This is a genomic window from Synechococcus sp. W55.1 (genome assembly GCF_047461655.1).
Taxonomy (GTDB): domain Bacteria; phylum Cyanobacteriota; class Cyanobacteriia; order Thermostichales; family Thermostichaceae; genus Thermostichus.
On sequence record NZ_JANSHN010000032.1, the window covers coordinates 1 to 25,377 of the forward strand.

20 protein-coding genes and 1 rRNA gene are annotated in these 25,377 nt (G+C 56.6%); 14 read left to right on the plus strand and 7 right to left on the minus strand.

Features of this window, described 5'->3' with window-relative positions; all coding sequences use genetic code 11:
* Positions 1-351: 351 nt before the first annotated feature.
* Both glgB and NW816_RS13120 read right to left on the minus strand, forming a co-directional pair.
* Complete coding sequence (glgB, locus tag NW816_RS13115; protein WP_414409437.1) at positions 352-2,643, minus strand: 1,4-alpha-glucan branching protein GlgB; 2,292 nt, start codon at positions 2,641-2,643, stop codon at positions 352-354.
* A 60-nt stretch (positions 2,644-2,703) separates the two neighbouring features.
* Positions 2,704-4,179: a dihydrolipoyl dehydrogenase family protein gene (locus tag NW816_RS13120; RefSeq protein WP_414409438.1), complete on the minus strand. Its 1,476-nt coding sequence runs from the start codon at positions 4,177-4,179 to the stop codon at positions 2,704-2,706.
* Between the two features lie 195 nt (positions 4,180-4,374).
* On the opposite strand from NW816_RS13120, the gene tatA reads away from it, so the two are divergent.
* Both tatA and NW816_RS13130 read left to right on the plus strand, forming a co-directional pair.
* Positions 4,375-4,620, plus strand: a complete 246-nt coding sequence (tatA, locus tag NW816_RS13125) for a twin-arginine translocase TatA/TatE family subunit (RefSeq protein WP_414409439.1) — start codon at positions 4,375-4,377, stop codon at positions 4,618-4,620.
* 226 nt (positions 4,621-4,846) lie between these two features.
* Positions 4,847-5,683, plus strand: a complete 837-nt coding sequence (locus tag NW816_RS13130) for an anti-sigma factor domain-containing protein (protein ID WP_414409440.1) — start codon at positions 4,847-4,849, stop codon at positions 5,681-5,683.
* Here NW816_RS13130 and NW816_RS13135 read toward each other — a convergent pair whose 3' ends face one another.
* A complete protein-coding gene (locus NW816_RS13135; RefSeq protein WP_414356910.1) occupies positions 5,684-6,175 on the minus strand; it encodes a helix-turn-helix domain-containing protein in 492 nt (163 codons plus the stop codon).
* A gap of 237 nt (positions 6,176-6,412) precedes the next feature.
* Here NW816_RS13135 and NW816_RS13140 point away from each other — a divergent pair, with 237 nt between their 5' ends.
* From NW816_RS13140 to NW816_RS13170, 7 genes are all read left to right on the plus strand, one after another.
* Positions 6,413-7,306 carry a bestrophin family protein gene (locus NW816_RS13140; protein ID WP_414409441.1) on the plus strand — a complete coding sequence of 298 codons (894 nt, stop codon included), beginning with the start codon at positions 6,413-6,415 and terminating at the stop codon, positions 7,304-7,306.
* 176 nt (positions 7,307-7,482) lie between these two features.
* Positions 7,483-8,751 carry a metallophosphoesterase family protein gene (locus NW816_RS13145; RefSeq protein WP_414409442.1) on the plus strand — a complete coding sequence of 423 codons (1,269 nt, stop codon included), beginning with the start codon at positions 7,483-7,485 and terminating at the stop codon, positions 8,749-8,751.
* Between the two features lie 2 nt (positions 8,752-8,753).
* Positions 8,754-12,344, plus strand: coding sequence for an AAA family ATPase (locus tag NW816_RS13150; RefSeq protein WP_414409443.1), 3,591 nt, complete (start codon positions 8,754-8,756; stop codon positions 12,342-12,344).
* Positions 12,334-13,527, plus strand: coding sequence for a DNA double-strand break repair nuclease NurA (locus NW816_RS13155; RefSeq protein ID WP_414409444.1), 1,194 nt, complete (start codon positions 12,334-12,336; stop codon positions 13,525-13,527). Before NW816_RS13150 ends, NW816_RS13155 begins: the two co-directional genes overlap by 11 nt.
* Positions 13,524-14,117 carry a hypothetical protein gene (locus NW816_RS13160; RefSeq protein WP_414409445.1) on the plus strand — a complete coding sequence of 198 codons (594 nt, stop codon included), beginning with the start codon at positions 13,524-13,526 and terminating at the stop codon, positions 14,115-14,117. The genes NW816_RS13155 and NW816_RS13160 overlap by 4 nt, the downstream gene beginning before the upstream one ends.
* The gene (locus tag NW816_RS13165) at positions 14,117-15,823 is read left to right on the plus strand and encodes an ATP-binding protein (RefSeq protein ID WP_414409446.1); all 1,707 of its coding nucleotides are present in this window, start codon (positions 14,117-14,119) and stop codon (positions 15,821-15,823) included. Before NW816_RS13160 ends, NW816_RS13165 begins: the two co-directional genes overlap by 1 nt.
* Positions 15,824-15,947: 124 nt before the next feature.
* The gene (locus NW816_RS13170) at positions 15,948-16,517 is read left to right on the plus strand and encodes a hypothetical protein (protein ID WP_414409447.1); all 570 of its coding nucleotides are present in this window, start codon (positions 15,948-15,950) and stop codon (positions 16,515-16,517) included.
* A 13-nt stretch (positions 16,518-16,530) separates the two neighbouring features.
* Here NW816_RS13170 and NW816_RS13175 read toward each other — a convergent pair whose 3' ends face one another.
* Positions 16,531-17,721 (minus strand): M20 metallopeptidase family protein, encoded by a 1,191-nt coding sequence (locus NW816_RS13175; protein WP_414409452.1) that lies wholly within the window; start codon positions 17,719-17,721, stop codon positions 16,531-16,533.
* Positions 17,722-17,854: 133 nt separating this feature from the next.
* Positions 17,855-18,619, minus strand: coding sequence for a 1-(5-phosphoribosyl)-5-[(5-phosphoribosylamino)methylideneamino]imidazole-4-carboxamide isomerase (hisA, locus tag NW816_RS13180; protein WP_414409453.1), 765 nt, complete (start codon positions 18,617-18,619; stop codon positions 17,855-17,857).
* 148 nt (positions 18,620-18,767) lie between these two features.
* On the opposite strand from hisA, the gene NW816_RS13185 reads away from it, so the two are divergent.
* Both NW816_RS13185 and NW816_RS13190 read left to right on the plus strand, forming a co-directional pair.
* Positions 18,768-20,147 (plus strand): 16S rRNA (cytosine(967)-C(5))-methyltransferase, encoded by a 1,380-nt coding sequence (locus NW816_RS13185; protein ID WP_414409454.1) that lies wholly within the window; start codon positions 18,768-18,770, stop codon positions 20,145-20,147.
* A 105-nt stretch (positions 20,148-20,252) separates the two neighbouring features.
* Entirely contained in the window at positions 20,253-21,098 is an 846-nt protein-coding gene (locus NW816_RS13190; protein WP_414409448.1) for a TrmH family RNA methyltransferase, read from the plus strand.
* 11 nt (positions 21,099-21,109) lie between these two features.
* Here NW816_RS13190 and recA read toward each other — a convergent pair whose 3' ends face one another.
* On the minus strand, positions 21,110-22,237 hold the full coding sequence (gene recA / locus NW816_RS13195) for a recombinase RecA (protein WP_414409449.1): 1,128 nt from the start codon (positions 22,235-22,237) through the stop codon (positions 21,110-21,112).
* 255 nt (positions 22,238-22,492) lie between these two features.
* Between recA and lgt the strand changes: the two genes are divergently transcribed.
* Both lgt and tsaE read left to right on the plus strand, forming a co-directional pair.
* Positions 22,493-23,338: a prolipoprotein diacylglyceryl transferase gene (lgt, locus tag NW816_RS13200; RefSeq protein ID WP_414409450.1), complete on the plus strand. Its 846-nt coding sequence runs from the start codon at positions 22,493-22,495 to the stop codon at positions 23,336-23,338.
* A gap of 5 nt (positions 23,339-23,343) precedes the next feature.
* Positions 23,344-23,973 carry a tRNA (adenosine(37)-N6)-threonylcarbamoyltransferase complex ATPase subunit type 1 TsaE gene (gene tsaE / locus NW816_RS13205; protein WP_414409451.1) on the plus strand — a complete coding sequence of 210 codons (630 nt, stop codon included), beginning with the start codon at positions 23,344-23,346 and terminating at the stop codon, positions 23,971-23,973.
* A gap of 231 nt (positions 23,974-24,204) precedes the next feature.
* On the opposite strand, the gene NW816_RS13210 is transcribed toward tsaE, so the two are convergent.
* On the minus strand, positions 24,205-24,903 hold the full coding sequence (locus NW816_RS13210) for a pirin family protein (protein ID WP_414375103.1): 699 nt from the start codon (positions 24,901-24,903) through the stop codon (positions 24,205-24,207).
* Positions 24,904-25,300: 397 nt separating this feature from the next.
* Here NW816_RS13210 and NW816_RS13215 point away from each other — a divergent pair.
* Positions 25,301-25,377, plus strand: a 16S ribosomal RNA gene (locus NW816_RS13215); the annotation flags it as partial.

Below are 25,377 nucleotides of genomic sequence, written 5' to 3' on the forward strand. Positions count from 1 at the left end.
GTTGACCACCTGTCAACAAGAGCGGGTGGCTGCGGCCATTGCTGAAATCCTCTCAGAAAAAACCTGCCCGTAGCACTCAGTTATGTCTGCCTTATGGTCATTTCGATTCAAACTAGAACACTGCACCCACGCCCACAGTCATTTTAAATAAGAATGAAACGAAATGAAACATTTCCATCCCATTGCTTCCCAACTCCCCTCTCCCTCTGGGAAGAGGACTGGGGGTGATCTCGGAAGCGGTATGGAGCGCTTGGGGATTGTCTCAATCCAGCTTGAAAGGACTACAAATGGCCAAAAAACGAAGTCTCCAGACCCGTCCTCCCAGTGCGGCGGAAGGAAGCCAGCAGGGTGTCAATTCTGGGACTCGACCGGCTGCGGCGGCTGCCATTTCAGCACCAAGGTAGAAAGTTGCGGCAGGCAGAGCTCGAGGGAGTAGGGCAAGTTGTGGTAGGCCCAGTCGTCTGTCCACTTGCCCCCCAAATTGCCTACCCCGCTGCCCCAAAACTCCACAGCATCGCTGTTGAGCAGCTCTCGATAAAAACCTCGTTCCGGTACCCCAATGCGGTAATTGGGCCAGACCACCGGCGTGAAGTTACAAACCACCACCACCCACTCACTGGGATCCTCCCCGTAGCGGATGAAGGAAACAATGCCGCGATGGTCGCTGCAGTCAATCCAGCGGAACCCTTCTGGCTTGGTGTCTTGGGTGTACAGGGCAGGTTCGGAGCGCAACAGGTGATTCAGGCTGGCCACATAGTGGCGCAACTTGGCGTGGGGTTCATACTGCAGCAGCTCCCAGTCCAGATCTGCCCAAACGTTCCACTCATTCCACTGGCCAAACTCCATGCTCATGAACAAGGTTTTCTTGCCAGGGTGGGTGAACATGTAGCCATACAAAGCCCGCAGACTGGCGAACTTATGCCAATGATCCCCCGGCATTTTGCCCAACATGTGGCTCTTGCCATGCACCACCTCATCATGAGAAAAGGCCAGCATGTAATTTTCGCTGAAGGCATACATGAGGCTGAAGGTGACCAAATGGGGATGGAACTGGCGGAACCAGGGATCCATGTGGAAATAATCCAACATGTCGTGCATCCAACCCATGTTCCACTTCAAGTTGAAGCCCAGCCCACCCACATGGGTTGGCCAAGTTACCATCGGCCAAGCAGTAGATTCTTCGGCAATGGAAAGCGCACCGGGGTTGTATTTGAAAATGAGGGTATTGAGCTGCCGGAAAAAGTCGATGGCTTCGAGGTGTTCCCGCCCGCCGTAGGGATTGGGGATCCAGTCTTTGCGGTCATAATCCAGATAAAGCATCGAGGCCACCGCATCCACCCGGATCCCGTCGATGTGGTATTTCTCGAACCAAAAAAGGGCATTGGCCACCAGATAATTGCGCACCTCGTTGCGGCCATAATTAAAGACCAAAGTGCCCCAACCTTTGTGCTCGCCTTTGCGAGGGTCGGCGTACTCGTACAGGTGAGTACCGTCGAAAAAAGCCAGCCCATGCCCATCTTTGGGGAAATGCCCAGGCACCCAATCGACAATCACGCCGATCCCGGCTTGGTGAGCCCGATCGACAAAATACATAAAGTCTTGCGGGGATCCATAGCGGGATGTTACGGCATAGTAGCCGATCACCTGATAGCCCCAAGAGCCATCAAAGGGGTGTTCTGCCACCGGCAACAGCTCGATGTGGGTGAAGCCCAGCTCCTTCACATAGGGGATCAATTTGTCCGCCAGCTCGCGGTAGGTGAGGAAGCGAGTGTTGGGCTTTTGATCCACCAGCACACTTTGCCCTTCGGCAGGTGGATCTTCAGCCGAGGCGTGCATCCAGGATCCCAAATGCACCTCATAAACCGAAATCGGCGAGCGCAGGGGATCGGTGGCGGCGCGTTTTTCCAGCCAGGCTTGGTCGTGCCAGGTGTAGGTGTTGAGGTCGACTACGATGGAGCCGGTTTTGGGGCGCACCTCCTGTTGAAAGCCATAGGGATCCGATTTTTCGTAGATATCCCCCCAGGAAGTTTTCACCTCGTACTTGTAGATGGCGCCTGGCCCTATGCCGGGGATGAACACCGCCCAGATGCCGCTTTCGCCCAGCCGCTTCATCTGGTGTTGACGCCCGTCCCAGTGGTTAAAATCGCCGATAACGCTGACGTTGCGGGCGTTGGGAGCCCAGACGGCGAAATGCACCCCCTTCACCCCATCCACCGTGATGGGATGAGCGCCCAGCTTGTCGTAAATGCGGTGGTGATTCCCCTCGTTGAACAAGTAGCGATCCAGCTCGCCAATGTGGTTGACCTTCTCCAAGGGAAAGCGGTAGGGATCCTCCCATTCTTCCAAGTGTTCCCCTTGGGGATCCCAGGCCCGTTGCGCCCGCAAAAAATAGTCCGGCAGAGGGGTTCCCGGCTCAAAACGCAGCTCGAACAGCGTTTCCGGGTGCAGCGGCTGCATCGGGTGAGCCTGTCCGGTGGCGCGTTCCACCAGCCAAACCTGCCGGGCATTGGGCACAAGGGCGCGCACCAACCCAAAGGATTTCCCGGCCTCTTCTATCTGCTGGGGGCCCAAAACGGCATAGGGATCCTGCCATTGGTTGGAGACAAACTGACCCACTTGTTCAGCAGACAGGAGAAAGCCCATCGGGAACCCTCAGCAAACGACTGATTCCAGTCTAGCGGTGGCCGACCTCCGGTTTGCGCTTTAGCTCCAGGCCCGCCTCCAGGCAAAGAATCCCTGCAAGGCGTTCTGCAGGCGGGGGTTGGCGGCCAATTGTTGCTTGCGGTGCTGCAGGGCCGCCTTGGCATTCACCTCCGAGCGGGTGGGGTAGATGTGGATCCCGGTCAGGGCAGAGACGGGCAGCCGCCGGCTCATGGCCAAAACCACCTCGTGAATCAGCTCTCCCGCCTGGGATCCCACCAGGTGCGCCCCCAAAATCTGGCCGTTGCGTCGACAGATCAATTTGGCAAAGCCCAGGGGGGCGGCTTCTGCCTGGGCCCGATCCACATCGGCAAACTCCTGTTTGAGCACCACCACATCCTTGCCGTATTGCTGCCGGGCTTCGCTTTCGGTGAGGCCCACACGGGCCAGCTCCGGCTCGGTGAAGATGGCCCAAGGAATGACACGATAACGCGCTTGGCTGAGGGGGAAAAACAGGGCATTGACCAGGGCCACTGCCCCTTCGTAGGCCGCCACATGGGTAAATTGCGGCCCGCCGATGACATCCCCACAGGCGTAGATGCGGGGATTGCGGGTTTGCAGCTTGGCATTTACCTGGATCCCTTGGGGGGTGTACTGCACGCCGGCGGCTTCTAGACCCAGCCCTTCCACGTTCGGGATCCGACCGGCGGCCACCAAAATCTCTTCTGCACGGATCACTTGATCACCTGCAGCGGCGGTGCCTGCCCCGGAATTGGCCTTTAGGGAAAGCAGCTTTGCCCCTTGCTCTTGGCCAACTGCTGTGGCGCGTACCCGGGTGAGGATGCGGATCCCATCTTGGGTCAACTGTTGCTGCACCACCTGGGCGGCTTCGGGATCCTCCTTGGGCAAGATGCGCTCGCGGCTGGCAATGAGGGTCACCTCGGATCCCAGACGGGCCAGAGCTTGGCTCAACTCGCAGCCTACCGGCCCCGCCCCTATCACCGCCACCGATTTGGGCAAGCGGGTCAAGTCAAAGATCGATTCGTTGGTCAGATAGCCCGCCTCGGCCAAGCCTGGCAAGGGGGGAACCCAAGGACGGGATCCGGTGGCGATGACAAAAGCCCGCGCCTGTACCTGCCGTCCTGCCACCTCAAAGGTGCGCCCATCCACAAAGTGGCCCTTGGCAAACACCAGTTCCACCCCCAGTTGGCGGAAGCGATCTGGCGAATCGGCGTGGTTGGCGATGTAGCTCTGGGCAGAGCGAATGTGTTCGTACACCTTGAGGTAATCCACCGAGATCCCTGCTGGGCCAGGGAGAGTTACCCAACCGGCAGCCATGGCCTGGCGAATCCGATGGACGGTATGGGCCACGTGAAGAAGGGCTTTGCTGGGCACACAGCCATACCAGAGGCAATCGCCGCCCAAGCGGTCGCTGCCTTCCACCAGCAGCACCTTGGCCTTCAGTTGGGCCGCAGCGCTGGCCACCACCAGACCCGCCGCACCAGCGCCAATGACCACAATATCGTAGGAGACAGGCATGGCTTGTTCTGAACAAAAACATCGGGCAAGGGATAGCACCATCCTATGTCTTGAGTGGGCCGGGGGCAGGATGGGAGAAGGGGATCCCTTTCCACACCCTTTCTGCATGGGAGAAGAACTTGTTAGAGTGGGACGGATGGATCCCTTGCAAGCTGGGTTGATCCGTCTGTTCTACTTTTCAGGTTTTGGGGACTTATGACTATTCTGCTGCCGAGCGAACCTATCCTGGCCGTGAGCATCTTCGGCATGGGCCTGCCAGAGCTGGCCGTGATTGGGGTGATCGCGGTGGTCGTGTTTGGCCCCAAGAAGCTACCCGAGTTGGGCAGTGCCTTTGGCAAAGCGTTGCGGAGTTTCAAACAAGAGATGAACAACCCCGGCAGCGATGACGAGCCTGCCGGCACGGAAAAGGTGGAGAAGGTGGTGGAGAAGGATGCCGCCTGAGGGTCGCGGAGAGGGGTGGGATCCCAACTTCTGCCAGGGACGTGCTGCCGCAACTGGGGATCTTGTCGAGAGGGGGGATCCAAGCCAGCTTTGGATGAGAGGTGAAGTCAGCTCGCAAGGGAGCCGGCTCCAGGGCTAGTGTATAGTTCTGGAAAGTTCCCCAGCCTAGTGCTACCGGCTGAGCCAAAATCAGCCCGGATAGGCTCATCGGATGCCCCAGAGGTGTATGGCTGAGCTGACCGATTTCCAGTTAATGCGCCAGATCCAACTGCGGGATCGCCGCAGCCACTTTTTGCTCAAGGATCGCTATCAGAAGCGCCTGCTGGATATTGCCTTGGCCATTCTCAAGCAACCTCACCAGGCGGAAGAGGTGGTGCGGCAGGTGTTCGAGTTCTGCTGGAAACACGCCAATGCCTTTGACCTGCAGCGGGATCGCTCAGTGGCTCTGTGGCTCTACGAGTTGACAGCCTTTCAGGCTAGGGAACGGCTGCGGCGTTGGGCTTGGCTACCTGCCCCCCTCTCCATTCAAACTTCGGCTCCCCTGTGGCCGCAACGTCTTCTCTGGGGCAGCCTGGCGGTATTGGGGATCTACGCGCTGGCCATAACAGCGGCCTACTGGCGGCTGCGCTGGCAGTGGGGATCCCCCATCGAGGGAGAGTCGGTGGCAGTTCAACGGCTCTACCAAGAGTGGCAACGACAACCGCAGGTGCAGCGAACCCTGCTGCGGGATCCCAGCTTCAGCACTCCCCTGTTGGTGCAAGCCCTCTGGTCGCCCCATGCCAAGCAGGTGCTGCTCTTGGCCTCGGAGATGGCTCCCGCCCCCCCAGGGAGCACCTATCAACTGTGGCTGGAGTCGGAGATCCAGGGAGGGGGACGACTGCTGGAAAACGCCGGCACTTTTGCCGTCAACGGGGAAGGATCCCTGCAGTGGCTCAGTCAACCCATCCATTCTGAGCAGCCGACCCGCCTTCTCGTCACCCTTGAACCGGCAGGAGGAAGCGAATCCCCCACAGGCCCGCCTCTGCTGCAGAGCAGTTTCTGGATCCCTGCTGCCCAGCCATGATCAGGAGAGATTGGGGGATAACTGGGGGGCTTGTCTCCCGCTTTTGCGCCGCTTAGCATGGGATCCCCGCAAGCGCACCTTAAGACGGTAGCGAACCGTTTCGTGAACGACCTTATAGGAGGCATCCACACCGTGCGTTTCCCGCAGCCATTCGCGGATGTCGCTGTAGGTACGGAATCGGCCAGGCTGATGCAGCTCCTGCTTGAGGATTTCCAAAACCGGCTTGGGGATGAGGGGTTTGCGCCCTTGGTTGCGGGGCACCGTCAACATGCCCTCTAGCCCCTTGGCCTTGTAGCGTTGAAACCATCGAAAAATCGTTGAGATGTCCCGCCCCAGAATTTCAGCCAAGCCTGTCATCGTCTTGACTTTCCCAATCTTGAGCAGGTAGAGAGCTTGAACCCGCTCCTTCCCGGTCGGTGTAGACTGCTTGCTTAGTAGGGATTTGAGCTCTTCAGCCGATTCCTGAATGTCGAGCTTGAGGACTCCAGCCATGTCGAGGTATCGCAGAACGGCGTTGAATTTGTTGCTTGGCTGAGAGTGTACCACAGTACCTTCGGGTTCTGGAAGTTGTTCGTGAAGTTTGCCTGGGCATTGCTTGACATTTACAGAATCTCGAACTGAAAAATCTCTAACAGGCTACCCTCGTCGCTTTTCAGGATGGTCGGGCAAGGGATCCCCTCTTGGGCGGCAGGCTGTAGGATTAGAGGGCAAGCTTGCCGACGCTGCACTATGGTTCTTCGCAAGTATCTTGCAGGAGAGGGGCTGCGTTGGTTTCGACTGGCCCTGCAGTTGCAAGGATCAGTTGTGCCGGCAGTGCTGCCCCGCGCCTTTACCTGCGGCTTGGTCGGAGTGCTGGTTTCGATTCTGTATAAGCTGGGGCTGCCCCTGGCGCTGTCGTCGTTGGTGGCGTTTGTGCCCAACATCGTTTTGGGTTTGATGCTGGTGTTTCGGACAAACACCGCCTACGAACGGTTCTGGGAGGGGCGGAAAGCCTGGGGATCCGTGGTGAATGACGTGCGCAATTTGGCCCGCCTGATTTGGGTAGCCATTGAAGAAAAGCAGCCCGGCGACCGGGAAGAGAAGATCCAAACTCTATATCTGTTGCCCGCTTTTGCCATGGCCATGAAGCAGCACCTGCGCCAGGAACCTTTGCTGGATGAGATTCAGCCCCTCCTCAGCCTGGAGCAGTTGCAACGTCTCCAAAGCCTCAACCATCCCCCTTTGCAGATTGCCTTTTGGATTGGAGATTATCTGCAGCGCCAATACCAAAAGGGCCGCGTTGAGGTCTACCAGCTCACGATCATGGTGGAGCGGCTCAACAGCATGGTGGATGCGCTGGGGGCCTGTGAGCGCATTCTCATGACCCCAATGCCGATGGCTTATGCCCTGCACTTGAAGCAGTTGCTGTTGCTTTACTGTTTGTCTTTACCGTTTCAAATGGTGGAGGGCTTGGGTTGGATGACCGGCCCCATTGTGGGATGGCTGAGCTTTATGTTGTTTGGCGTTGAAGAGATCGGCATCGAAATTGAAAATCCCTTTGGCCGGGATCCCAATGATCTGCCCCTCGATAACATTTGCAACAAGATGAAGCACAATATCCTGGATTTAATCGATTCCACCTGAGAGAACTCTTGGGCAGCCGTCCATTCCAGGGTTTCCTCAGATCCTCAGTCGGCACCTACCCCTAGTGGAGATAGCCGGGGCGAACCCGATGATTGAGAGGAAGGGATCCCTATATCTTGGGTAGGGAACAAGATGGGTTTGCTAAACTGTGGACAATTTGCCGAGGTGCTCTGGGGATGGCCTGCTCAACCTGCACATTTTTACACCTGGCCGATGTGCATCTGGGCTATGACCGCTACGACAGCCCGGAGCGGAGCAAGGATTTCTTTTTGGCATTTCGGGATGTTGTCCGGCGCTATGCCATTCAGGATCCGGTGGACTTTGTGCTCATCGCCGGAGATCTGTTCGAGCATCGGCAGATTCAGCCCGGCGTTCTCAACCAAGCCCAGATCGTCTTGCGGGAGCTGCAACAGGCCGGGATCCCGGTGTTGGCCATTGAGGGCAACCACGACAATCGCCCCTATGGCGTGAAAACCAGTTGGCTGAGGTACTTGGCCGATCACGGGGAGCTGATATTGCTGGAGCCTGAGGAAGGGGAAGAAGGACTGGAGCTGCGTCCCTGGTCGGGCCGGCGGGGAGGGTATCTGGATTTGCCCTGTGGGGTGCGGGTGATCGGATCCCAGTGGTACGGATCGGCAGCCCCTCGGTCGATTGAGCAGTTGGCGGCGGCCATTCGACGGTTGCCCCCCGGCCCAGAACGGGTGGTGTTGATGTTCCACCACGGTCTAGAGGGCCAAATTGCCCGTTACCAAGGCGCTCTGCGCTACAAAGATCTGCTGCCCCTGCGGGAGGCGGGGGTGGGCTACCTGGCCTTGGGACACATTCACAAAAGCTATTCCGAGGGCGGGTGGATCTTCAACCCGGGATCCCTGGAGGCCAACAGCACTGCCGAATGGGACTTCCAACGGGGGGCCTATCGCGTCCGCTGGGGAGATGGCCCACCCCAAGCGGAGTTGGTGCAGGATTACCATCAGCGGCCCCGCCGCCGGCTCTATCTGGAGGCCAAGGGCAGAGAAACCCCCGAACAGATTGCCGCAGCAGCCATTGCCTTGGCTAAGGGATCCCGTTTTCAGGAAAGTGAGATGGAGCCGATGGTGGAGTTGCGGCTGGTGGGACAGGTGGGGTTCGCCAAGCATGAGCTGGATAGCCGCGCCCTACAGTGTCAAATTCAGCAGCTTACCGGCGCCTTGCTGGTTCTGTTTCGTTTTGAGGCCAATACTTTAGAGCTCGGGTCGGCTGCCCTTTCCTTGGAAGAAGAGGGGCAGAGGCTACAAATCGAAGAGAAAATCTACAGGGATCTGCTGAGCAGCCATGCCCACTACCGCAAACGCAGTGAAGAGCTAGCGCGGCTGCTTCTGGATCTTAAAGAAAAGGTTTTGGATGGGCAAGGAGAATCTGAAGTGTATGCTCACCTAAGGGGAGCTTTTTGGGGAGCAGAAGACTGATTATGCGGATCCTCTCTCTCGCTTTACAAAACTTCAAATCTCATGAGGATGCCGTCTTCACGTTTGAGCCAGGTATTAACGCCATTTGCGGAGAAAACGGAGCGGGCAAGACCAGCATTTTGGAAGCCATTGCCTGGGTTTTGTTCGACTACTGCCCCTACAGCCAAGAAGAAATCATTCGCTCCGGGGCCAACGACGCAGTGGTGACTGTGCAATTTATCTCCCAATGGGATCAGCGCACCTACGATGTTCGCCGCAGCGTAACGCAGGGATATCGTCTCTTTGATCCCCAGCTGAAGCAGCGCCTAGAGTATGAGCGCAAGTCCGATGTGCTGCCGTGGCTGAGGCAACATTTGGGCGTACCTGCCGGCACCGACCTGGCGCGGCTCTTTGCCACAACGATTGGGGTGCCCCAAGGGACTTTCACGGCAGACTTTCTCAAAACCGGTCGAGATCGCAAAGAAGTTTTCGATCGCATCTTAAAGGTGGAAGAGTACCAGCAGGTAGCCAAAGACCTGTTGGCGGTCGAAAAATACAGCGAGGCGCAGATTCAGGCCATTAATCATCAAATTGAATTGCTCCGCCAACAGCTACAGGAGTGGGATCCGCTGCAAGCGGAGCGGCAGAAAATCCAACAAGAACTGAGTTATTGGCAAGAGCGCTTGAGTCAATCGATCCACACTCTGGATCAGGTTAAGCTTGAGATCGAGCGACTGGAGAAATGGCTTGAGCAAATCCAAACTTTAGATCACCAGATTGCCCAACTGGAGCAAAAGGGATCCCTGCTTCAGGTATCTCTTGAGCAGGCAGAAAAGTTATGGGCAGAGGCCAGGCAAGCTCAAGCGCAGCAACAGCAATACTGGGAGGGATCTCAGCATTTTTTGGCCACAGAAGCTCGCTTGCGGGAGCTGGAAAAACAGCAACAGCAACGCTTGGAGTGGCTGAAACAGCGGGATGCTTTGCTCTCGCAAAAGCAGCATATCGAAAACCAATTGGCAAGACTTCAAGAAAAGTTAAGCCAACAGCAGCGCTGGAAGCAGGAGCTAGAGGAGCTAACCCCGCAAATTCAGGCCCAAGAGGAGCTAGAGCGTCAGCAGACCTATTGGACTCAACAGCTCAACACGTTGCTACACCTGCACCGCGAATGGGAACAGATCCAGGCAGAATGGACAGCCCACGCCGAGCGCTGTCAACTGCTACAAAGCCGAGTGCAAGAAGCTGAACAGGCCCAGGCCATATGTCGGCAGCATCAATTGACCTACAACCGTTATTTGCAGTTGGAAACCCTCATTGCAGAGCAGGAAGCGCTGCGGCGAACCCGACAAACTTTACTGGCTCAACGGGAAACTTTGCAACATCAACTGCATCGATTGGAGCTGCAGGGATCCGAATATCAGCAACAACTCCAGATCTTCCAAAAAATGGAGGCGGAAAAACTTGAGCTGCAACCCCTGTGTGAACGGCAGGCCTCCCTGGAGCAGCGCCACTCCCAACTTGGCGAGAAGTTGGCTTCCTTTCAGGCTCTGCGCCTTGAACTCAAACAACGGGAAACGGAGCAGGAACAAGGCCAAGTCCAATTGCAACAACTGCAGCTCCAACTGAGACAACGGCAGGCGGATTTGGAGCGGGTAGCCGCCATTCCTGCGCTCGAAACTCAACAGGAGCGATTGCAAACTCAGCTCAGCCGCATTGCCGCAGCTCGTCAATTTCAACAGGAGCTACAAGCCCTTTTTGAGCAGGGCTCGGATCAATTGGCTCAACACCATCACAGCATCCGGCAACTTCTGGACGAATTGGAAGCGCAGCGACACAACTATCCCCAACTTCAATCTCTGTGGCAGCGGATCCCAGAGGTACTCACTCGATCTTCAGCACTCAGCCAACAGTTGCTCCAGTCCATCCATCAGATTTTGCAGGATCTGGCTCCCCAAACTTCCGAGCCCCAACTTCGTCAGCAGTTGTCCAACATCCAAAAACAACTCAGGACTTTGCAACCCTTGCTCGGCCTAGCCGCACAAATACCCGATTTACAAGCCCAAATTCAGCAACTGCTGCAGTTGCAAGCCGAACGACAAAGCAGAATTGATGATCTTCACTGGGATCTTGAGGCTGAGCCCACCTTCCTTCGGCAACAACAGGAAATTGGCCAGGCGCTGCAAGAACTGGGGGATCCCAGAGGGCAAATCCAGCGCTTGGAAAGAGATCTCAGCCGCAAGTCTAGGGTTGAGCAAGAATATCAACAAATAGCGGCCCATGTTCAGCAACTCCAACAGCAGATACAAGCCCTAGAAGAGCAGCTGCAACCGCTTTCAGATCTGGATGAAAGAATTGCAGCTTTGCGGGAAGAACAAGGCCGGCACCGCAACAACTACGAGACCTTTATCCGCATGCAGCCTCTTGCCCAAAGTTTGCCCCGACGGCAAGATGAACTCCAAGCGGCCCAGTTGGCCCTAGATCAAATCCAGAAAGCCAAGCAAGAAAAACAAGCCCAGATCGACCGCTGGGAACAAACAGAGGGATCCAAAGATGACCTGCAAGCCCAAATTGAAAAAGCCGCCAAAACCTTAAAATCTCTGGGGGATCCCAGAAGTCAAGCCGAACGGCTCAAAGCAGAGCTAAAACAGGAAAAGCAGTATTTACAAATGCAGGCCGACTGCCTGCAGCAGCTTCAGGATTTACAGGCCGCACTCAACCCTATCGAGGAGGCCCTATGCCAAACGGAGCATCTGGATCGAGAGCTGGGATCCCTGCAGGAAGAACGCGAACGATACCGTTTAGATCACGAGCGCTATCTGCAGGCAGAACCCATTGCCCAATTGCTTCCCCAACGGGAACAGGAACTGGCCGAGCTAAACGCCCAGCGGCAGCAACTGCAAACTCAGCTTTCCCAACTTCGCGCAGCACGGGATCCCTTAGCTGCTCTGTATCAACCGCGGGAGCATGAGCGCCTTCGATCCCTTTTGCAGGCCACTGAAATTCAAAAAGCCGAAGCCCAAGCCCGCCTGGAGAGCTTAGCTCCTCAACTGAGCAAAATTGAGGAAAAGTTGCGGCAATTGGAACAGACCAAGGCAAGCTTAAAGCAAGTCGAGGCAGAAAAAACTGAGAAAGAACGCCTACACCGCTTTATCAAGTTTAGCCGAGATACCTATAGAAAAGCCGGCCCTCAAATTACCCAATACTACCTGCAGCAGATCAACCATACTGCCGATCACCTCTTCCGAGAAATTCTCAACCGTCCCAACGTCACCCTGACCTGGGAAGCCGATTATGAGATCCGCGTTCAAGAAGCCGGCAGCCCCAAACGACGGTTTGCCAGCCTTTCCGGGGGAGAGCAAATGTCGGCGGCCTTGGCAGTGCGCTTGGCTTTACTCAAGGTGTTGGGACAACTAAATATTGCCTTTTTCGATGAGCCCACCACCAATATGGATACCCAACGGCGACAGCGGCTGGCAGAGGCCATCACCAACCTGCGATCTTTTGAGCAGCTATTTGTTATCAGCCACGACGATACCTTTGAGCAAATGACGGAAAATGTTATTCGGGTAGAAAGGCGCTCCAGTTGGGTGAGGAGGGATCCCGCCTATGGTGTTTAGAGCCGACCGGATCCTGGCGGTGCTGCAGCAGAAGCGGGAGGCCTTTGCCACTTTTGATCAAAGGCTGTCGGAGCGCAGAGAATACTATAAGCAGGCCATGGAAAGCTTGTGCCAGTGGTCAAGCCTAGAGATTGCCGAAAAAATAGCTCCATTCCCTTTCCCAGGCGCTTTACCTACTGCAGAGTGGGATCGCTACTCCAATTGGAGGATCCCTTTTGAGCAGGAATGGGCCAATTACGAAGAAAGCCGCGATTGGGCAAAGTCGGTCATTGAAAATATTCCTACCTTTGCCGTAGATGGATCCCAGATTTATCCCAGCAAAGATCTGTCAATACCGGTGGCGCTGGTTCAAATTGGCTGGTATGAAAACCATCATTGTGCAACAGGCTTGTACGAAAAAGACATTCAAGTGGATGTATTGACTCCAAGGGACCTGGGATCCGACAGCAGCGGCGAACCGAAAGAGCGAATGGTTAACATGCGCCGCTTTCAAATGGAAATCGAGAGACTTGTAGAATACATTCAAAAATCTCAACCGGGATCCCGAAAATTGGCCTTTTTGGACGGGGCGCTGGTGGCTACTTTTGCCGAAGTCTTTGAGCCAGAAAGCCAAGACTTTTATGTGCAGTGTTTGCTCCAGCTTCTGCGGGCCAGCGAGCAAAGCCGGATCCCCATTGTGGCCTACATAGACACCACCTACACTTCCGATTTGGTGGCGTTGCTGAAGCATTGTTTTGACCTACCCGAAGCTCCACAGCTTCACGATGCGCAACTGCTTAGTCCCTGGTTGGAGTGGGGGGATCGCACACCTTTTTTCATCTGTGCCCGCGGCGGCAGCCTCAACCCCCAAGATGGGATCCTCAACTCCTACCAAGAAATGCGGGAGCGAGTGGGGTTTGTTTACCTGCGCACCAATGACAACTTTCCGGCCCGCTTGGAAATACCCGTTTGGGTTTATGAGGCAGGACTGTTGGACTGGTTGGTGGATCTGGTTCGCTGTGAGGTGGTGATTGGGCGAGGTTATCCTTATGTGCTGGAGACAGCCGATCAAATAGCCGTTATCCGCAATGAGGATCGCAACCTTTTCTTGCGTCTCATGCAAGATTGGGCCGCTCGCGAAAAGCTGAACCTAAGGCTATCCCGGAAAACAGTAAGTAAATTACAGCGGAGACGAGTTCGATGAGATTGGGAAAGGTAGTTCGCTCCAACAATCACTGTGATTATGTGGTGCAGGTGGACGATGCTTTAGAAGTCAAAAATCCGCCGGCTCCTGATGACTATGGCTTCGGCAGCTTTGTCAAGCTAGAAAGCGACCGGCGACACTGGGCTGTAGGTCTGGTTTACAATACCCAACTCCTGAATCCGATGTTCCTCAATTCTGGGCCGCGTCTTTCCAGCCAGCCGGATCCCTATTTTTCCCCCGATTTGCAGAATGAGGTGCGCACATTGCTCTCGGTGGTTTTAATCGGGGCTCTGGATGAAGAGCGCCGCTGTGGCCGACAAGGGATCCCGCGCGTGGTAGTGCCGGTGAACACGCCCGTTTTTCGCATGAGCCAGGAAGAGATCCTGCGCTTTCACCAAGATCCTCAAGGTCAAACCCAATTTTCCTACTATGGTTTGCTGCTGAGTAGTGGCGGCAACTTTGCCAATCATTTAATCTACCAAGTCTTGAATGACATTACGCCGATGTTTGCCGATCCAGCCCAACGGCGAGCCCTGCAAATCTTAAGCAAAGAACTGGCCTGGAAAATGACTGTAGGAGCGATGCGCTGATGCCCCAAAAAATCACCGTCAATGGCCACTACCCAGAAGCCAACCTCTCTCCAACTGAGGACTCTCCAGAGGTAATTGGCACTGTCAAAGGGCCTGGAGAAACCTCCAACCAATATATTTTCATCACTTCCAATACCCAAGCGGTAAAGGTGGGCGATTTCGTCTATTACGAAGTCCAGGATCCCCAATCGCAAACCCTGCAAATCTTGGGCAAAATTAGCCAGGTTCAACTCCTCGATCACATTCCCGATCGCATCTTTGCCGATACCGAAATCGATCCCAGCACCATCGTGGCTTTGGTGGGCTTTACCCATCCCAATCCGGAAATCTATGCGGTTACCGTCGAGGTCATCGGCTATTTCAATCAGAAGATGGGCTTTATTAACCCCCGCCGCGCTCCGGATCCCGGTGCCAAGGTTTTTCTGGCCTCCAATCGTCTGCTGAAATCAATTTTGAACAAACGAGATGAAACAGCCATTGGGGGTGCTCACTTGGGCAGCCTGTTGTTGCGCGATGAGGGAGCAGTGCCCGTAGTACTGGACGTCAAGGAAATGGTCAGCACCCATCTGGCCATTTTGGCGGGGACAGGATCCGGCAAATCTTATACAGCAGGGGTTTTGATTGAAGAGCTGCTTTTGCCCAAAAACCGAGCTGCCGTCCTCATTTTCGATCCCCACGGGGAATACCACACGCTGGCAGAAATGCAGTCCCACCCCAAGTTTTTTGGGGAAGATGGCTACCGACCCAAAGTCAAGGTTCTTTCACCGCAGGAAATTAAGATTCGTGTATCTTCTCTTAACTTCTTTGATATTCTGACCCTGCTGCCGGAAACCAGCGATCGGCAAAAATCTTTTCTGGAAAAAGCCTTACGCAGAACAACTCAATTTAACCCACTCCGCTGGACGATTCAGGATTTAATCGATGCCGTAAATGAAGCCGATTCTGCAGAAGATGGATCCCAAGGATCCTCAGCCGCCGCCTTGGAGTGGAAATTAGAACAGATCGACCGCTCTCCTTATTTCAGCAATGTAGAACATCTGGCCCCCAAAGACTTGTTTGAGCCGGGGCAGGTGACCATTCTACAAATGCACGAGATCAGCCAGGAAGAACAGCAGGTGATCGCCGCTGCCATCTTGCGCCAGGCCAACTATGCTCGCATCAATACCCACAAAGGCAAGATCCAGGCAGGGGACGAAAATTACTTGCCCTATCCCGTCTTTATTCTGCTGGAAGAGGCCCATCGGTTTGCCCCTGCCCACGAGCCTTCCCGTTGCAAACAGGTGCTGCGCACCATTCTCAGCGAAGGACGCAAGTTTGGACTGGGGGTAGGTCTCATCACGCAACGCCCTGGCAAGTTAGACTCGGACATTTTGTCGCAATGCATGAGCCAATTTTTAATGCGAATTGTCAACCCTTCCGATCAAGAAAATCTGCGTCACAGTGTTGAAGCTGCCGGGCGGGATCTGTTGCAGGAATTGCCCGCCTTGAGCAAAGGTCAGGTGATCGTCTCCGGTGTGTGCGTCAATACCCCCGTGTTATGTAAAGTGCGGAAGCGTTATACGCAGCATGGCGGCGAAACGTTGGATATTCTCGGCCTCTGGCAAAGGCATTCCCAAGAGCACCACCAACGGGATCGCTTGGCCCAGTCGGCCCCTCTCAAACCGAGTCCTCAACCTCAGGTGGTGGATGGACTCAGCATTGATTAGCAATGGCCCAAAACTCCAACTGTGGCCTGATCTCAATCGCTGAATCTGCCAAATCTACAATCCGAAACCACTGCTTGATTGCAATACAATTCATTTCACAGAAACAAGTTTTGGGGCGAGCAGGATGAGGAAACAAGCCCTTTTGCCAGGTTTGCTGGGCATTGCCGTTGCGGTTCTGCTGGGATCCGGGCCTGCCTATGCCCAGTTGCGGCTGATCCCCGAAGCGGCGCGGCGGGTGTACGAGGCATTGCCGGATCTGCCGCTGGAAAACACCTACACCCCTATTAACCCCAACGATGGCGGCCCCGCACCCGAAGAGGATACTTTGGTGCGGCGAATGATGATCTATCACCTGCAGGTGGCTGGTCGCTCCCCCACCGACCGCTTTGACTGGCAACTGACGCTGGCAGACTATTTCGATGCCAACGAGCCAATGGTCGCCCAACGGTATCCCGGTGCCGACCGCCTCACGGTCAACCCCTACGCCCAAGACAAAGCCGTTGTACAATCCCTGAACCGGCAACAGCGACAGGCCCTGCTGGAAGCCCTTGTGCTGGCCTTCGGTGGGGATCCCAACCCAACGCCCCTCTACATTCCCACCGACGGGGATCCTGCCCCTACCCGTCCCACCCCAGAACCTATGAAGCCCTTGCTGCTTCCCGGCAGCGGATCCGCTGACTTGCTCAGGCCCTAGCCGAGGTTTCCCGCTAACTCAAGGCTTGCCCGGTGTAGTTCTCAATGCAGCGCAGGAACAGCTCTACCCCAATGCCAAGGGCAGCCTCGTCGAAGTCGAAGCGGGGGTGGTGGTGAGGGTAGTTCAGGCCCCTTTCGGGGTTGGCGGATCCCAAAAAAAAGTAGCAGCCGGGCACCTCGTTGAGAAAAAAGGAGACGTCCTCGCCGCCCATGGTCATTTCTGGGATGATCCTCGCCTCTGAGCCAAACACCTGGCGGGCAGCTTGTTCCACCAGCGCTACCATAGCAGGATCGTTGCAAACCGCTGGGTAGCCCCGTTCGTACTGAAACTCGTAGGTGGCCCCGTAGGCTTGGCAAATGCCGGCAACGATTTCTTCCATACGTTTTGAGATCAAATCCCGCACTTCCGGCTGAAAGCTGCGCACGGTGCCCCAAATCTCAGCTCTAGGGGCAATGACGTTAAAGGTATCGCCAGCCCGGAAGCGGCCCACCGTCACCACCGCCGGCTGCAGCGGATCCACACTGCGGGAGACGATGGTCTGCAAAGCATTGACAATGTGGGATCCCACCACAATGGCATCCACTGTTTGTTGGGGAAGGGCAGCATGTCCGCCTCGCCCGATCACCTGAATCTGAAAGCGGTCGGCAAAGGCCATCGAGGGGCCACTTTTCACGCCAATAGTGCCCAGAGGGCGATTATTCCACAGGTGTAGGCCGAGGATGGCTTCCACATCCGGGTTTTTCAGAACCCCCGCCTCTAGCATGGGCTTGGCTCCGCCGGGGCCTTCTTCGGCAGGTTGAAAAATGACCTTGACCGTGCCCTTGAGGTGTTGACGGTGCTGTTGCAGCAGCTTGGCGGTGCCCATAGCAATGGCCGTATGGCCGTCGTGGCCACAGGCGTGCATGACGTTGGGGATGGCGGAGCGGTACTCGACTTCATTGGCCTCATGAATGGGCAGGGCATCCATATCGGCCCGCAGCGCCAAAACCGGCCCCGGCTGCTCTCCCTCAATGGTGGCCACGATGCCGGTGTGGGCAATGCCGGTCTGGTGAGGGATCCCCCAACTTTTCAGGCGCTGGCTGATGTAAGCAGCGGTTTGCTTCTCCTGGAAGCCCAGCTCAGGATACTTGTGGATGTGGCGGCGCCAGGTCACCAACTCGGGTTGTAAAGCTCGAACAGCAGGGCGAAGCGCAGGGACAGACATGACCTGAAAAACAAAAATGTCTTGGAAAACCTTCACCAGCGGCTGGTGTTGTCGCATGAAGTTGCCTGTTGATTTCACCAGTATGGCAGAGGTTTTGCCAGGGCTGTCTTTCGCTCGATCTCTGGATGGATACCTAGGCCCACAGGGATCCGGTTTCCGGCGGTAGATCTTGCCAGCGGCCCGGCCCCACTGCTCGCAAAGCTTCCTGCAAGGAGATCGCCCCTGAGTAGAGGGCCTTGCCCAAAATGGCCCCTGTCAAACGGGGCAAGCTCAACAAAGCCAGCAAATCGGTCAGCGAGCCGATCCCTCCCGAAGCAATTACAGGCACTTGAGAGACGGCTAGGATCTGGCGCAGCTGTTCTAAATTGGGCCCGGCCAGGGTGCCATCCCGGCCAATGTCGGTGTAGATGATGCCGGCGACGCCCTGTTCCCCCACCCGTTGCACCAATTCGGTGGCCCGCAGGGGAGTGGTGCTCAGCCAGCCGCGGGTGGCCACTTGCCCCTGCCGAGCGTCGATCCCCACCCAAACCCGCCCGGGCAAGGCTTGGGTCATCGCCTCCAGGGTGTCAGGATCCTCCACGGCCAGGGTGCCAACGATCACCCGATCCACCCCCAAATCCAACAACTGCCGCGCCCGTTCCAGGGATCGGATCCCACCCCCCACCTGCACCGGGATGGCCAGGCTGCGGACAATGCGCTCAATGATGGGCAGGTTGACTGGATCCCCGCTTTTGGCTCCGTCCAGATCGACCACATGCAGGCGAGGGGCACCCTGTGCCGCCCAAGCTTCGGCCTGTTGGATCGGGTCGTCGGCTACCTGTTCTGCCTGGGCGTAATCCCCCTGGTAAAGGCGCACGGCGCGGCCCTGCAAAAGGTCAATGGCGGGGATCACCTCCAGAAAAGCAGTTGAGTAAGGCATGATGGGATCCCTTGAGGGGCTTTTCCAGTATCGCCTGGGAGCGGCCTTGCTCCAGCGGAGATCTGGATCTCTAGACCCTAAAGTGCTCCACACCGCTGACGCGATGGGAGAACATCCTGAGATGACTATGAACGCGCGCCAACTGGCTCTGTTGGCTCTGCAGAAAATCGAGCGCCAAAACGCCTATGCCGACCTGGTTCTGGGGCATTTGTTGGCCAACAGCAGCCTGATCCCTGCCGACTGCCGCCTGGTCAGCGAGCTGGTGTACGGCGTTACCCGCCGTCGTCGCACCCTCGACGCCCTAATCGACTGCTTTGCCCAACGTTCTGCCCACAAGCAACCGCCCGATTTGCGGCTCATTCTGCACCTTGGCCTCTACCAGCTGGCTTTTTTGGATCACATCCCCCCCAGCGCTGCCATCCACACCAGCGTGGAATTGGCCCGCCAGATGGGGCTAGGATCCCTGACAGGGGTAGTGAACGGCATTTTGCGAGCCTATCAACGGCAGGTGCTGGATCAAGCCGGAAAGGATCCCCTCAAGCCTTTGCGAGATGCCCGGCAGACAGCGGCGCGGAGCCCTATTCAGACTCTCGGGATCCTGCACAGCTTTCCCGACTGGTTGGTGAGCCTATGGTGGGAGCGCCTGGGGCCGGTGGAAACGGAGCAGTTGTGTGCTTGGTTTAATCAGCCACCCCACCTGGATTTGCGGGTCAACCCACTGCGGGCAGATGTGAATAAAGTCATTCAAGCCTTGGCAGCAGCCGGGATCCCTGCCCTCCCCATCTCCGAGGTGCCGGGTGCCTTGCGACTTCAGGATCATGCTGGCGACATCACGGCCCTGCCCGGCTTTGCCCAGGGTTGGTGGAGCGTTCAAGATGCCAGTGCCCAGCAGGTGGTGCATTGCCTGGATCCCCAGCCGGGAGAGCGGGTGATCGACTGCTGCGCTGCTCCGGGCGGCAAGACCACCCAAATAGCCCAACACATGCAGGATCGAGGGGAGATTTGGGCTTTGGATCGTCACCCCCACCGTCTGCGGCGCCTAGAGGAAAATGCCCATCGCTTGGGCTTGACCTCGATTCGTTCCCTGGCCATCGACCTGTTGCCGCTGAGCGCTGCTGCCGATCGCGTCAGCGGGACGGAGTCCTTACCCCCTGCCCCCTTGCCCCCCTGGCACAGCGCCGACCGGGTTTTGCTGGATGCCCCATGCTCCGGCTTGGGAACCCTGCACCGCCATGCCGATGCCCGCTGGCGACAAACCCCAGAGCGGATCCCAGAGTTGGCCCACCTGCAAGCCCAGCTCCTGCAAGTGGCAGCCCGTTGGCTGAAGCCGGGCGGAGTGTTGGTGTACGCCACCTGTACGCTGCATCCTGCCGAAAACGAGGAGATCATGCAAGCCTTTCTCGACAGCCATCCTCATTGGGCTGCAGAAGGGGATCCCCTGCTCATTTGGCCCCACCGACAGGATCGGGATGGATTTTTTATCCAGCGGCTGCGTCGATACGGTTAAATAAACCTTCCATCGTGGTGCTTCCCAGGTGCTCCGAGCCATCAACCCTCAGCTTTCCTGAGGGAGAAAAGGATTATCTCCAAGCAAGAGACTGACTGTTGCCCCATGGTTTCTGATCGCGTTAGCGGGACGGAGTCCTTACTGCTGACCAGCCCGAAAAACCCCTGGATCCGAAAGTTGCGGCAGTTGCACCGCAGCCAAGGTCGGCGAGAACAGGGCGCCTTTTTGGTAGAGGGATCCCATCTCATCGAAGAAGCCCTGCGGGTCGGCTGGCCTTTGCAAGCCCTCTGCTACACGCCCGACTGGGCCAGCCGTCACCCTCACCTGCTGGCCGATCTGCCCAAGGGCCTACGGCGGCAACCCGTCAGCCCAGAAGTCATGGCGGCACTCTGTACCACCGAGTCTCCCGAAGGAGCCGTGGCCGTGGCCGTCAGTCGGCAGATTCCCTCTCCCCCCTTGTCCGGGGTACGTTTGGGCCTCGTGGTGGAAACGCTGCAAGATCCGGGCAATTTGGGATCCCTCATCCGAGTCGTGGCTGCCGCAGGAGCCGATGGCCTTTGGCTCAGCGCAGACAGCGTGGATCCGGAAAACCCCAAAGTCTTGCGGGCCTCAGCCGGCCACTGGTTTCGCCGTCCACCTCAAGTGTTGCCGGATTTGTTCACTTGGATCCAAGCCTGTCGTCGCCAAGGGATCCAAGTTTTGGCCGCTACCCTCTCCCCCACGGCAAGCTGTTACTGGGATCAAGATCTCACCTGCCCAACCCTCTTTCTCCTGGGCAACGAAGGAGCCGGCCTGAGGGAATCGACCATCCAACAGGCCGATGCACAGGTGCGGATCCCTATGGCCAAGGATGTGGACTCCCTCAATGTGGCCATGGCGGGTGGGCTGCTGCTCTACGAAGCCCTCAGACAAAGACGACAGCAGCTAGAGAGTTCTCCTCGGCTGGAGTAGCCCGCTTCGTCTCAAAACTCCTCATCGCCCTCAAAGATCGCGCCGTCAATCTCCTCCTCTCCGTCTTCCATTGCCCCCGGTTGGCTGGCAGAAACGGGTACCCCAGAAGATAGCTTCTCCCGCACAGCCCCTTCCACTTCCGCCAAGATCTCGGGATTTTCTTTCAAGTAAACGACCAAATTGTCCCGCCCTTGGGCAACATTTTCCTCCTTGTAGCTGTACCAAGAGCCGCGCCGCTTCAGAATGCCCATCTCATCTGCCAGATCGATGATGCAGCCGATGTTGGAGATGCCCTGGCCAAAGATGATGTCAAACTCTGCTCGCCGGAAAGGGGGAGCAACTTTGTTTTTCACCACCTTGACCCGCGCTCGGATCCCGTATTCTTCAGCGCCTTTTTTCAGGGTTTGAACTCGCCGAATATCCAGCCGCACCGATGCATAAAACTTGAGGGCATTGCCGCCTGTGGTGGTCTCCTGGGGGCCATAGCCTATACCGCCAATTTTGGAGCGCAATTGGTTTAAAAAAAGAACAATGGAGCCGGTTTTGCTGACGTTCCCGGCAATCTTGCGCAGCGCTTGGCTCATCAGGCGGGCCTGCAATCCCACATGGGCGTCTCCCATATCCCCCTCGATCTCGGCACGGGGCACCAACGCTGCCACCGAATCCACCACCACAATATCCACAGCCGCAGAGCGCACCAACTGATCGACGATCTCCAGAGCTGCCTCTCCCGTATCCGGTTGCGAGATCAACAGGTTTTGAATATCAACCCCCAAAGCTGCTGCGTAAGTAGGATCCAGCGCATGTTCCGCATCCACGAAAGCTGCCGTTCCCCCTCGTTTTTGCACCTCAGCAATGGCGTGTAGGGCAATCGAGGTTTTCCCGGAAGATTCCGGCCCAAAGACTTCGATAATTCGCCCTTTCGGATAACCTCCGCCCAAGGCCAGGTCGAGGGTGATGGCCCCGCTGGGTATGGTCTCCACCCGCATCTGGGTGGCATCCCCCAGGCGCATGATTGCCCCTTTGCCGAAATTCCGCTCGATCTGGCTTAACACCTGCTCCAGGGCTTTGCGTTTCTCTGACTTCAACTTGTCCGAGTCATCAGCAGCGTTCACAGCAGCGGCTTTGCTTCGGGCCATAACCCGCACACCCCCCAGGAGTCGTGGTGGAAAATTGAGCCTGCATTCTAACATTGTCGCCTTGCCCTGAGCGGATCCCTGCCCTCTCCCTCGATCTGCCACTGCAGCAGTGGGCAAAAACCCCGCGGAAGCAACTTAACCAAGCTCCCCTTGCTCTTTGAGAGAGGGGCTGGGGGTGAGGGTAGGTCTGCTGCACAGCCTTGCAGAGCGAGTAGAGTGTGCTAAAGGGATCTGTTCAGGAATATCCCTGTGTTCATGACTTTGGTCTTACGATCCCCCGGCCCGATTGTGTTCAGTTGGGGGCCGCTTAGCCTGCGCTGGTATGGCTTGCTGATCGGCCTGGCAATGGTGTTGGGCTTGCTTCTGGCTCGACATCTGGCGGCTCGGCGTGGCCTTTCCCCCAATTCCATGCCCGATCTGCTGGTGTGGTTGGTGGTTGGATCCCTGCCCTTTGCCCGTCTGTATTACGTGGTCTTTGAATGGGAGCGCTATCGAGATGGCCCTTGGTGGCAGGTCTTGGCCCTCTGGCAGGGGGGCATTGCCATTCACGGCGCCTTGATCGGCGGCAGTGCGGCACTTTATCTTTTCGCAAGGCGGCATCGGCTCGACTTTTGGCTGCTGGCAGACTGCATCGTTCCCTCTGTCCTCCTCGGTCAGGGCATCGGGCGTTGGGGCAACTTTTTCAACAACGAAGCCTATGGGCAGGTTTTGCCGCCAGACAGCCCTCTATGGGTACAATTGCAACTCCCCGACAGCTCTCGGGTACATCCCACCTTTTTGTACGAATCCCTCTGGAACTTTGGCCTCTTTGGGATCTTGCTCTTCTTGAGCTATCGACGAAACCCCCCGCCAGGTAGTCTTCTCGGTCTTTACTTGCTGGGGTATAGCTTGGGGCGTTTCTGGATCGAAGGGCTGCGCACCGATAGCCTCATGCTGGGGCCGTTGCGGGTAGCTCAGGGCGTGAGCTTGCTGCTCATCGGCGTTGGCTTGGCCGTGATGGTGATGGCCCAGAGACGGTCTTCTGCTCCCCTGAGTGGGATGTCGTCCTCGCAAAACTTCTCGGCAGGGATCCCTGCCCCTGAGCAAGCTCAGAAGGAATGACGATCATGCAAGGTGAGGAACTTTGGCAGGAAACCTTTCCTCTTATGTTGCCCTCGGCTGCTGCCACCCAGTCTCTGGCCGCTTTGGTAGGACAGATGGCTGTTCGCCTCTTGGGCTCTTCGGCTCAGCAACCCACCTTCCATTGCACGAGCACGATAGAGTCCTTCCCCGGCTTGGTGATCCTTTTAGAGGGCGATCTGGGCAGTGGCAAAACCACCTTTGTGCAGGGGCTGGGGCAGGGCTTAGGGATCCCCGAACCCATCGACAGCCCCACCTTCGTGCTGGTACAGGAATACCGCACCGGGCGGATCCCTCTCTTCCATTGCGATCTCTACCGTCTGGAGCCCTCTTCTGCCGCTCGCGCCGGTGGGAGAGAGTCCACACTCCTGGAAGACCTAGGGCTAGAAGAACTTTGGAGCCAAGGTGGGATCACCGCCATTGAGTGGCCCCAGTACCTCTGCCATCTGCCTGCGACCTACCTCTGGCTGTGCCTACAGCCACATCCCCAACAGGAAGGAGCCCGCCTCCTGTACGCCAAAGGAAAGGGATCCCAGACTGCTCAACTTTGGCAGCAAGTTCTTTCTCAGTTCACTCAGCAAGACCCTGAAGAAAAAAGGATCCACTTCTCCCCCTGAAAGGACTTGAAAGCAGCAGAAAAAGTTGGGATCCCAAAAGACCTATGGCCACCTCGATTCGAACTAAGACACTGCGCCCACACCCGAAGCGTCGGTCGCGCCTTCGCGTTAGCGTTGCGGAGCAATAATGCACAGGTCAGAAGGCTTCTCTCAGTAGCCCGGACGTCTCACCCCAGCCTGAAACGACTATGAACTTGAGGCAAACGGCCAGAACTTAGCCAAAAGTCATCCTCAGGCCAAATCAAACAGCAGCACCTCAGCACCTTTCTCACTGAAAAGGTTGAGCTCGCTTTCCTCAGCAATGGCCACGCCATCTCCTTCTCGCAAAAACAAGCCATTTAGGGTCACATTGCCGCGAGCCACCTGCAGCCATCCGTAGCGCTTCTCATCCAAATATTGGCAGATGGTGTGTCCCGGCTCAATCAACCCCGCGTAGAGATTCACATCCTGATGCACAATTACGGATCCCTGGCGTCCATCCCGAGAGGCAATTAAACAAAACTCATTGGGATGCTCTGCTAAACCCGTCGCTTTTTGTTCATAACTGGGATCTAGGTTTTCCTGCTCCGGCAAAATCCAAATTTGCAGCAGATGAACCTCCTCATCCGCCGAGTGATTGTACTCGCTGTGCTGGATCCCTGTGCCCGCTGTCATCCGTTGAATTTCGCCAGGACGAATCACAGATCCCGTGCCCAAGCTGTCTTTGTGCTCAAGGATCCCTTCCAAAACATAAGTAACGATCTCCATATCCCGGTGCCCATGGGTCGGAAAGCCAGCACTCGGGCGGATTCGGTCATCGTTAATCACCCGCAAAGCGCGGAAACCCATGTAGCGAGGGTCGTAGTACTCCCCGAAAGAAAATGAGTGGTAAGTATCAAGCCAACTGAGCTTGACATGACCCCTCTCTTCCCGCTTACGCAAAGTCAGCATCGCAGTTTCTCCAAAACCTGACCCTTGCAACCATCTTACTAACTCTGCGGTCAGACTGTCAGTATACAAATAGTTTTATTTCTCCCTTTCCCTCATTCTCGCCAAAGACTTCCCGAACAAAGTGGCTGGGTAGGACTTGACGTGGGGGTGGTGGTGGGGATAGGGTAGTAAAGCGCCACAAGGCCACCCAGCCCCGGCGTCCCAGAACCTTGACAAGTAACTCGTTCAGTCAACCATCGCCCGGCAAGCAGCAAAACAGACCCCCTGAGGGTGCTGTGGCTGCTCATTCAACCCTGTCAAGTTTCCATTTCACTTACAAACTTCCTCAACGTCAGCCCAATGCTTATTGAGGCAGCCGGCAACAGACGTTGAGGGTCCAAAGACAAACTCTTGCATCGACACGGAGAGTTTGATCCTGGCTCAGGATGAACGCTGGCGGTATGCTTAACACATGCAAGTCGCACGGACACCTTC

Excerpts from the sequence above, each read along its gene's own strand:
- glgB (WP_414409437.1), bottom strand. The coding sequence starts at position 2,643 with ATGGGCTTTCTCCTGTCTGCTGAACAAGTGGGTCAGTTTGTCTCCAAC.
- NW816_RS13120 (WP_414409438.1), bottom strand. The coding sequence starts at position 4,179 with ATGCCTGTCTCCTACGATATTGTGGTCATTGGCGCTGGTGCGGCGGGT.
- tatA (WP_414409439.1), top strand. The coding sequence starts at position 4,375 with ATGACTATTCTGCTGCCGAGCGAACCTATCCTGGCCGTGAGCATCTTC.
- NW816_RS13130 (WP_414409440.1), top strand. The coding sequence starts at position 4,847 with ATGGCTGAGCTGACCGATTTCCAGTTAATGCGCCAGATCCAACTGCGG.
- NW816_RS13135 (WP_414356910.1), bottom strand. The coding sequence starts at position 6,175 with ATGGCTGGAGTCCTCAAGCTCGACATTCAGGAATCGGCTGAAGAGCTC.
- NW816_RS13140 (WP_414409441.1), top strand. The coding sequence starts at position 6,413 with ATGGTTCTTCGCAAGTATCTTGCAGGAGAGGGGCTGCGTTGGTTTCGA.
- NW816_RS13145 (WP_414409442.1), top strand. The coding sequence starts at position 7,483 with ATGGCCTGCTCAACCTGCACATTTTTACACCTGGCCGATGTGCATCTG.
- NW816_RS13150 (WP_414409443.1), top strand. The coding sequence starts at position 8,754 with ATGCGGATCCTCTCTCTCGCTTTACAAAACTTCAAATCTCATGAGGAT.
- NW816_RS13155 (WP_414409444.1), top strand. The coding sequence starts at position 12,334 with ATGGTGTTTAGAGCCGACCGGATCCTGGCGGTGCTGCAGCAGAAGCGG.
- NW816_RS13160 (WP_414409445.1), top strand. The coding sequence starts at position 13,524 with ATGAGATTGGGAAAGGTAGTTCGCTCCAACAATCACTGTGATTATGTG.
- NW816_RS13165 (WP_414409446.1), top strand. The coding sequence starts at position 14,117 with ATGCCCCAAAAAATCACCGTCAATGGCCACTACCCAGAAGCCAACCTC.
- NW816_RS13170 (WP_414409447.1), top strand. The coding sequence starts at position 15,948 with ATGAGGAAACAAGCCCTTTTGCCAGGTTTGCTGGGCATTGCCGTTGCG.
- NW816_RS13175 (WP_414409452.1), bottom strand. The coding sequence starts at position 17,721 with ATGTCTGTCCCTGCGCTTCGCCCTGCTGTTCGAGCTTTACAACCCGAG.
- NW816_RS13185 (WP_414409454.1), top strand. The coding sequence starts at position 18,768 with ATGAACGCGCGCCAACTGGCTCTGTTGGCTCTGCAGAAAATCGAGCGC.
- NW816_RS13190 (WP_414409448.1), top strand. The coding sequence starts at position 20,253 with ATGGTTTCTGATCGCGTTAGCGGGACGGAGTCCTTACTGCTGACCAGC.
- recA (WP_414409449.1), bottom strand. The coding sequence starts at position 22,237 with ATGGCCCGAAGCAAAGCCGCTGCTGTGAACGCTGCTGATGACTCGGAC.
- lgt (WP_414409450.1), top strand. The coding sequence starts at position 22,493 with ATGACTTTGGTCTTACGATCCCCCGGCCCGATTGTGTTCAGTTGGGGG.
- tsaE (WP_414409451.1), top strand. The coding sequence starts at position 23,344 with ATGCAAGGTGAGGAACTTTGGCAGGAAACCTTTCCTCTTATGTTGCCC.
- NW816_RS13210 (WP_414375103.1), bottom strand. The coding sequence starts at position 24,903 with ATGCTGACTTTGCGTAAGCGGGAAGAGAGGGGTCATGTCAAGCTCAGT.